The following is an 8750-nucleotide window of genomic DNA, read 5'->3' as shown; positions in this document are numbered from 1 at the left end:
GAGCTGGGTCACTACTGGTCGGCCAACGAGGATGGCTCGCGCCCCTACTATCACGCCGCCGAGGCGGGCCTGCCGGTGCTGGCGCTGCTGGAATATCTGGGCGTAGAGCCGGAGCAGGAGCACAAGGCCCAAGCACAGACCGTGGTGGAACAGGCACTGGCCGCCGAGTTGGCGCTCTGCGCCCGCGCGGGTAATCCCTTCTCCCTCGCCCGCCAATATGTGAAAGGGGTGGATGAAGCGCCGCGCGTCAGCTTCTTTATGCCCCACCACAACGAGTCCGGTTACTGGTGGCAGGGGGAGAATGCCCGCCTGGCCTCGCTGGCGACCATGGCCTTTGCTGGCGCCCGCCACTTCCCCCGCCAGAGCCAGCCGCTCATCACTTACGGTCAGCGCCAACTCGACTGGATCCTCGGGCAAAACCCCTTCAACGCCTGCATGCTGGCGGGCCACGGCATCAACAACCCCGCCTATACCGCCGGGTATCCCAATGCGCAGGGGGGTATCTGCAACGGCATCACCGCCGGATTCGATGACGAAAATGAGGTGGCCTTTATTCCGGAGGAGTACAAGGATCGGCTGGATCAGAACTGGCGCTGGGGCGAGCAGTGGATCCCCCATGCCGCCTGGTTTGCCCTGGCCATCACCTGGCTGAATGCGCAGGGAAATGGAGGTCGCCATGATTGAGTTCTGGGTCGGGGTCGACGGCGGGGGCACCCACACCCGCGCCCGCATTCGGGATCGGGCGGGCAAGCTGCTCGGAGAGGGGCGCGCGGCAGGATCCAATCTGGAGCTGGGCATCCCCCATGCCCACGCCAATGTGCTGGCCGCCATCGCCAGTGCCCGCCTTGCCGCCGGGATCGCTATCGAGAGCGAACAGCAGATGGGGGTCGGGCTGGCGCTTGCCTCCGCCGAGCTGGCCGACTGCTATCACGCCCTGCTCGAGATGCCCTTCCCCTTTGCCAGCGTCAGGCTCACCTCCGATGCCTTCGGTGCCTGCCTCGGCGCCTTTGGTGGCCGTGAGGGAGCCATCCTCATCGCCGGTACCGGCTCGGTGGGGCTGGTCTATCAGGAGGGGCTGATCCGCACCTGCTCCGGCCGCGGCTTCCCCATTTCAGACATAGGCAGCGGCGCCTGGCTGGGGCTGCGCGCCATCCAGCAATCCCTGCTCTGCCACGACGGCATTCTGCCCCCCAGCACCCTCGCCATCCGCTTGATGGACCGCTTCAAGCGAGATCAGGCCGAGGTGGTACGCTGGGCCGCCCGCGCCATTCCGGCGGACTATGGCCACTTTGCCCCCTGGGTATTCGATGCCGCCAGCGATGGCGACGAGCTCGCCAATCAGTTGCTGGACGAAACCTGCGAACAACTGCGGATCCTGCTGGAGGGGATGACCCAGCTGGGTGCCAGACAGATCGCCCTGCTGGGGGGGATTGGCACCCGCCTTGCCCCCCGTCTCGGCCAGCTCAACCTGATCCCCCCCCTGGCAGATGCGCTCGATGGCGCCATCCTGTTTGCCCAATCAGAGGATTTTCCATGTCTACACCCCTGATCCACACCCAGGTCGCCCGACGTGACGGCGAGGATGTCTGGTTCACCTTCACCCTCTCCCACATGCCGGATACCCGGTGGAAGCTGCACTTCTGTCTGGCTCGCCATATCGACCCCGACTCCTTGCAAGGGGGTGAGCTGGAGCGCCAGAGCGGCAGCTACAAGGTGATTGTCCCAAAAGAGGGCAGCAATGAGCTGCGCTTTTGCTGCCGCCAGACCCCCATCAAGAAGCTCTCCGACATGCCGCAGGGCTTCTTCCTCAGCCTGCCAGAGGCGACCACAGGAGCCCAGCTGCTGCCGGTGACGCTGGCGGCGCAGGAGCTCGGGCTGGAAAACCCGCCGGTCACCCACCCCGACCTGCCCGAGGTCAACCCCGAGTGCGACGAACCTCTCTACGGCATAGTGCCGCAACCGGCCCATCTGGTGCTGCTGGAGGGGAACTTCCGGCTGGCTGAACGGGCCCATGTCAGCGCCCCCCGCGATGTGCCGCGGCTGCTGGCCCACTTCAACGAGCTGACGTCACTGGCGCTGGAGCAGGATCACGACGCTGAAATCCGGCTGACCGAGGCCAAACTGGCCCCCGAAGCCTATCAACTAACCATCACGCCGCAAGAGGTGGTGATTGCCGCCGCCGACGAAGCGGGCTGGCGTCATGGGCTGGTGACTCTGGCCCAGTGGTATCTGCAACATGGGGAGAGCCTTCCCTGCGTCAGGCTGGAGGATGCCCCGCGCTTTGGCTTTCGCGGCATTTTTCTCGACTGTGCCCGCCACTTCCACACCCCGGCAACCATCAAGCGCCTGCTCAAGCTGATGAGTCTCTACAAGTTCAACCGCTTCCACTGGCACCTGACCGATGACGAGGGGTGGCGCATCGAGATCAAGGCCTTCCCGGCGCTGACCGACGTGGGCGCCTGGCGCGGCCACGATCTGGCGATCGGCCCCCAACTGAGCGGCGGCGCCGAACCCTATGGCGGCTACTACACCCAGAGCGAAGTGAAGGAGCTGGTGAGCTATGCCGGTGAGCTCGGCATCACCGTCATTCCCGAGATCGACATTCCGGGCCACTGTCACGCCGCCATCAAGGCGCTGCCCGAGCTGCTGGTGGAAGCGGCGGATCACTCCCGCTACCTCTCGGTACAGCATTTCGACGACAACGTGCTCAACCCCGCCCTGCCCGGCACCTACCGCTTTCTGGAGGCGGTGCTGGACGAGGTGTGCGAACTCTTCCCCGGCCCGCAGATCCACATGGGGGGTGACGAGGTGCCGACCGGGGTCTGGACCGACAGCCCCGCCTGCCAGCAGCTGATGGCCGAGCAGGGCTACTCCGACTGCCGCGAGCTGCAGGGCCATCTGCTGCGCCACTGCCAGCGCTATCTGGCCGCCAGAGGCAAACAGATGATCGGCTGGGAGGAGATCCTGCATGGGGACAAGGTGAGCCGCAAAGCGGCCATCTGTGCCTGGACCAGCTTTCAGGCGGGGCTGGATGCTGCCGCGGCCGGTTATCCGGTGGTGATGGCGCCCGCCCAGTCCCTCTATCTGGATCTGGCCTGGAGCCAGGACATTCATGAACCCGGCCTCTACTGGGCGGGGACCCTCAATCTGGAGCAGGTCTATGCTTGCGATCCTGCGCCAGCCGATTTCCATGCCAACGATAACATCCTCGGGGTGTTGAGCCCCTTGTGGTCAGAATTGATCACCAGCCGTGATCGTCTCGACTACATGTTGTTCCCGCGTATGCTGGCCACGGCCGAGGTGGCCTGGAGCGATCCGGCCCACAAGGGCTGGGATCACTTCGCCGCCCGCCTGCCGGGCCAGTTGCAGATCCTCGATCAGTTGCAGGTGCGCTACCGGATGCCACAGAGGTAATGTTGTCTCTATTTTGGCGGCCAATCGGCCGCCTTTTTTCATCTTGGCCCCGGAGATCCGATATGCCGCCCGCTCCCCGCCCCCTTGCTCCCGGCCCTACCAAGAGGCCACAATGGCCCCTCAGTACAACAGCCACAGCAGGCATCCATGTTTCACCCCTCCCATGAAAAAGTGGCAAGAATCGAGGCGATAATCGCCCTGATCCCGGCGGGCCGGGTGGTCAGTTATGGTCAGGTGGCCGATCTGGCCGGGCTGCCCGGACGGGCAAGATTGGTGGGCAAGGTGCTGCGGGAAACTGACAAGGTACTACCGTGGCATCGGGTGCTGGGCGCGGCGGGCACTATCTCGTTACCAAAAGGCTCGCAAGGCTTTGCCGAACAGACGGGACGCCTGCAGCAGGAGGGGGTCGTGGTGATCGGGGGACGGGTCAGAATGAAGGAGTGGCAATGGCAGCCCGATCTGGCCGAGCTGCTTTTTCTACTGCCGTTTTGAGTGGGTCACTGCCGGATCACTCCAGCGGCGCCAGGATCTCTTCGCTGCGCACCTGCACCGGTATGGTCTCGTCCTCGCGCTGCAGCAGCACCAGCAGGCTCTGCCGGTCAACCTCCAGCACATAGGCCGCCCCTTCCCGGGTCATGCAGCTCATGCCCGGCCGGATCTCGTTAATCTCCATCTCAACCTCCTTGTGTACTTCGCGATTGACGACAGCTGCACTCCTTGCAGCTGTCTCAGTATACCGCTATCCATAAGCAAAGAGGCCCCTTGTCGGGGCCTCTTTCTCATCAGGCTTTCTTCGCCTTCGGCAAACTCTCTTGCCAGGTACCGTTGTCGTAGTGCGCGGTCCAACCGGTCGCCTTGCCGTTAACCTCGCTCATCACGTACTGCTCCTTGGTCTTGCGACTGAAGCGCACGATGGCGGGGTTGCCGTCCGGATCGGTGAGCGGTGCACCGGCCAGATACTTGTGCTTGGCAGAGATGCGATCCTTGAAGCGCTTGAGCTCTTCCACCAACGGCGCGCGGGTTTCGCGGGATTTGGGGAAGTTGCTGGCCGCCAGGAACAGACCGGCAGCACCGTCACGCAGCACAAAATGGGCATCGGACTGGGTGCACTTGAGCTCCGGCATCGGTACCGGATCCTCTTTCGGCGGCGCGATGTCGCCGTTTTTCAGGATCTTGCGGGTGTTCTTGCAGGTCTCGTTGGTGCAGCCCATGTACTTGCCGAAACGGCCGTTCTTGAGCTGCATCTCGCTGCCACAACGGTCGCACTCGATGCTCGGCCCTTCGTAGCCCTTGAGCTTGAACTGGCCCTTCTCGATTTCGTAACCATCGCAGTCCGGGTTGCGACCACAGACGTGCAGCTTGCGGCTGTCGTCGATGATGTAGGCATCCATCGCAGTACCACAGACGCCGCAGCGGTGCTTGGCGCGCAGCGCTTCGGTTTCCGCTTCGTCACCGTCGGTGGTGGAGACAAACTCGTCGGCAGAGACCAGGTTGATGGTCTTCTTGCAGCGCTCTTTCGGCGGCAGGGCATAGCCGGAGCAGCCGAGGAACACGCCGGTGGTGGCGGTACGAATACCCATCTTGCGGCCGCAATCCGGGCAGTCGATGTCAGTCATCACCATCTGGTTGGCACGCATGCCGCCCTCTTCGGGCGCCTTGTCGGCCTTCTCCAGCTCCTGGGTAAACTCGGCGTAGAAGCTGTCCAGCACCTTCTTCCACTCCAGGCTCCCTTCGGCGATGCCATCGAGCTTGTCTTCCATCTTGGCGGTGAACTCGTAGTTCATCAGCTCGACGAAGTTCTCGACCAGACGATCGGTGACAATCTCACCCATCTTCTCGGCGAAGAAACGGCGGCTCTCGACCCGCACATAACCACGATCGACGATGGTGGAGATGATGGAGGCGTAGGTAGACGGACGGCCGATGCCGCGTTTTTCCAGCTCGCGAACCAGCGCCGCTTCGGTAAAGCGGGCAGGCGGCTTGGTGAAGTGCTGGCGCGGATCCAGCTTGACCAGTTTCAACACCTCACCCACGGTCACCGCAGGCAGCTGGCTATCTTCGCCCTTGCGGCCCATCGGCGGCAGCGCCTTGGTCCAACCGGCGAAGCGCAGGGTACGGCCACGGGCCTTGAGCTCGAACTCACCCGCCTTGACGGTCAGGGTGGAGGAGTCGTACTGGGCCGGGGTCATCTGGCAGGCAACAAACTGACGCCAGATGAGATCGTACAGACGCATGGCATCCGGCTCCATCCCTTCCAGCATCTCGGACGTAACCAAGACGCTGGAGGGACGGATCGCCTCGTGCGCTTCCTGGGCGTTGGCCTTGGCGCCATACAAATTCGGCTCGGCTGGCAGATAGGCCGCGCCATACTGCTCGCCGATATATTCACGCACCGCTTCAACCGCCTCTTTGCTGAGGTTGGTGGAGTCGGTACGCATATAGGTGATGTAACCCGCTTCATAGAGACGCTGGGCCATCATCATGGTCTTCTTGACCCCGAAGCTCAGACGGGTAGAGGCCGCCTGCTGCAGGGTGGAGGTGATGAACGGTGCGGACGGCTTGGAGCCGGTCGGCTTGTCTTCCCGGTTCACTACCTTGTAGTCGACCCCTTCCAGGGCAGCCACGGCGGCGAAGGTCTCGGCCTGGGTCACCGGCTTGAAGTCGGCGCCGTTGCGGCTGACCACTTCCATCCGCAGATCAGCCTTGTCACCGGTCAGCAGGTCGGCATTGAGATCCCAGAACTCGACCGGTACGAACGCCTTGATTTCGCGCTCTTTGTCGACAATGAGGCGCACCGCAACGGACTGCACCCGACCGGCGGAGAGACCGCGGGCCAGCTTCTTCCACAGCAGCGGGGAGACCATGTAACCCACCACGCGGTCGAGGAAACGACGGGCCTGCTGGGCATTGACGCGGTCAATATTGAGTTCGGATGGCTGGGCGAACGCCTCCTTGATGGCGCTCTTGGTGATCTCGTTGAACACCACGCGCTTGTAGCGGCTGTCGTCGCCACCGATGATCTCGCGCAGGTGCCAGGCGATCGCTTCCCCTTCTCTATCCAAGTCGGTTGCGAGATAGATGGTGTCGGCTTTCTCGGCCAGACTTTGCAACTCGCTGACCACCTTCTCCTTGCCGGGCAAAATCTGGTAGTTAGCCTGCCAGCCAGCGGTCGGATTGATACCCATCCGGGCAAACAGGGCCTTGCGATCCTTGGCAGCCTTCTCGGATTCGCTCAACTTGATGCCGCGAATGACAGGTTTCTTGGGCTCGGTGCTGGCGCTGCCGCTGGTGGGCAGATCGCGAACATGACCCACGCTGGATTTCACCACGTAGTCCTTGCCCAGATATTTGTTGATCGTCTTGGCCTTGGCCGGAGACTCCACTATGACCAGTGATTTGCCCATGCTGTAACTATTATCCTCATTGCACCCGACGGGGTTGGTGTGCGGTTTTGTGGGGCTGTATAAGAGATTTGGCGCGAAAAAGCAATCTTGTGAGCAAATTTGCCTGACCAGCCCGAACCACAATGCTTCTTTTATTGCTTCTTTATTTATTAATGCGAAGGCAACAGGCCGGACGCAACCGCTTTTTCAATTTTCTGCCATACCGCCCCTCTTTTTATATCGGAAACGACATAAAAACGTCTGCTGGTTACCGGCTTGTTACAAAAACATAAAATCTCTTTATAATGGCCCAACCCCGACGCATTGTGCGCGGAAGGAATCCGCTACCCATCATAAAAATCGAAAGGATGTACTCAATGAAGCACTTCGAGGTCAATTTCGACGGACTGGTCGGCCCGACCCACAACTACGCCGGTCTCTCCTACGGCAACGTCGCCTCCCAGAGCAATGCCCAAGAAGCCTCCAATCCAAAAGAGGCGGCCAAACAGGGGCTGCGCAAGATGAAGGCGCTGACCGAGCTTGGCATGACCCAGGGGGTACTGGCACCACAAGAGCGCCCCGATCTCGCCACCCTGCGCCGCCTCGGCTTCACCGGCAACGATGCCCGGGTGCTGGAGCAGGCCGCCAAACAGGCTCCTGCCGTGCTGGCCGCCTGCTATTCGGCCTCCAGCATGTGGACCGCCAACGCCGCCACCGTCTCTCCCAGTGCCGATACCCAGGATGGCCGCATTCACTTCACCCCCGCCAACCTTACCAACAAGTTTCACCGCTCCCTGGAGCCAGACGTCACTGGCCGTATCCTGCGCGCCGTGTTCAACAACGATCGCCACTTCAGCCACCACCTCCACCTGCCGGAAAATGATCACTTCGGCGATGAGGGTGCCGCCAACCACACCCGCCTCTGCCGTGCATATGGTGAAGCCGGTGTCGAGCTGTTCGTCTATGGCCGCAGCGCGTTTGACCACTCCCACCCGGCGCCGAAGCGCTACCCGGCCCGTCAGACCCTGGAAGCGAGCCAGGCTATCGCCCGCCTGCATGGCCTTGACGAGGAGAGCGTGGTATTTATCCAGCAAAACCCGGAGGTGATCGATCAGGGGGTGTTCCACAACGACGTGATCGCGGTGGGCAACCAGAACGTGCTGTTCTTCCACCAACAAGCCTTCCTCAACACCGAGGCGGTGCTGGCCGAGATCAACGGCAAGTTTGGCGAGGGGGATCTGCATTTTATCGAAGTGCCGACCGCCGAGGTATCCGTGCTGGATGCGGTAAAATCCTACCTGTTCAACACCCAGATCCTCACCCTGCCGAGCGGCGAGATGGCCATCATCGCCCCTACCGAGTGCCGCGACAATCCGGCGGTCTCTGCCTATCTCGGCAAGCTGCTGACGCAGGGCACCCCGATCAAGACGGTGCACTACATGGATGTGAAACAGAGCATGCGCAATGGCGGCGGCCCGGCCTGCCTGCGGCTGCGGGTTGCCATGAACGATCAGGAGCTCGCCGCGGTCAATCCGGCCTGCCTTATCAACGACAGCCAGTTTGCCCGCCTCGATGGCTGGGTGGATCGCCACTACCGTGACCGCCTGACCCTCGATGATCTGCGGGATCCGGCGCTGGTGCAGGAGTCCCGCAGCGCGCTGGACGAGCTGACCCAGATCCTCAAACTGGGCTCCGTCTACCCGTTCCAGCGCTCAATGTGATGCCCGAGAAGACCGCCGACACTGGCGGTCTTCTGCTATCAGCGTCATCTTCACCGCACTCGCCACGCGCTACGAGTGCTCACTTGTGCAGAAAAGCAACGCACAACTTGCTGATAAGCTTGAATTTTGAGCTTTGTGTATCAAAAATCGACGAACAGTCATTTTTTACTGCCAGATGGGCCATCAAGGGGTTCACAAAGCCTCTGGATCTGATAGTATGCGCCTCGCACTT

General features: G+C 62.0%; 6 protein-coding genes and 1 pseudogene. 5 read left to right on the top strand and 2 right to left on the bottom strand.

The features are described 5' to 3' along the window. From LD28_RS0110655 to LD28_RS0110640, 4 genes and pseudogenes are all read left to right on the top strand, one after another. Positions 1-684 (top strand): annotated as a pseudogene (locus LD28_RS0110655) (glycoside hydrolase family 9 protein); the annotation flags it as partial. Continuing rightward, positions 677-1549, top strand: a complete 873-nt coding sequence (locus LD28_RS0110650) for a glucosamine kinase nucleotide-binding domain-containing protein (RefSeq protein WP_033136945.1) — start codon at positions 677-679, stop codon at positions 1547-1549. The pseudogene LD28_RS0110655 and the gene LD28_RS0110650, both read left to right, overlap by 8 nt. Beyond that, complete coding sequence (locus tag LD28_RS0110645) at positions 1534-3414, top strand: beta-N-acetylhexosaminidase (RefSeq protein ID WP_033136944.1); 1881 nt, start codon at positions 1534-1536, stop codon at positions 3412-3414. The genes LD28_RS0110650 and LD28_RS0110645 overlap by 16 nt, the downstream gene beginning before the upstream one ends. Positions 3415-3561: 147 nt before the next feature. After that, positions 3562-3906 (top strand): MGMT family protein, encoded by a 345-nt coding sequence (locus LD28_RS0110640; protein ID WP_033136943.1) that lies wholly within the window; start codon positions 3562-3564, stop codon positions 3904-3906. Positions 3907-3922: 16 nt separating this feature from the next. Here LD28_RS0110640 and LD28_RS23555 read toward each other — a convergent pair whose 3' ends face one another. Together LD28_RS23555 and topA are read right to left on the bottom strand one after the other, a co-directional pair. After that, positions 3923-4087: a hypothetical protein gene (locus LD28_RS23555; RefSeq protein ID WP_162851498.1), complete on the bottom strand. Its 165-nt coding sequence runs from the start codon at positions 4085-4087 to the stop codon at positions 3923-3925. Positions 4088-4196: 109 nt separating this feature from the next. After that, positions 4197-6818: a type I DNA topoisomerase gene (topA, locus tag LD28_RS0110635; RefSeq protein ID WP_033136942.1), complete on the bottom strand. Its 2622-nt coding sequence runs from the start codon at positions 6816-6818 to the stop codon at positions 4197-4199. A gap of 356 nt (positions 6819-7174) precedes the next feature. Between topA and astB the strand changes: the two genes are divergently transcribed. Beyond that, the gene (gene astB, locus LD28_RS0110630; protein WP_033136941.1) at positions 7175-8518 is read left to right on the top strand and encodes an N-succinylarginine dihydrolase; all 1344 of its coding nucleotides are present in this window, start codon (positions 7175-7177) and stop codon (positions 8516-8518) included. Positions 8519-8750 lie beyond the last annotated feature (232 nt).

The organism is Aeromonas finlandensis, assembly GCF_000764645.1.
Classification (GTDB): Bacteria; Pseudomonadota; Gammaproteobacteria; order Enterobacterales; family Aeromonadaceae; genus Aeromonas; species Aeromonas finlandensis.
The sequence above is the reverse complement of the archived record's forward strand: the minus strand, read 5'-3'. Positions and strand labels throughout refer to the sequence as shown.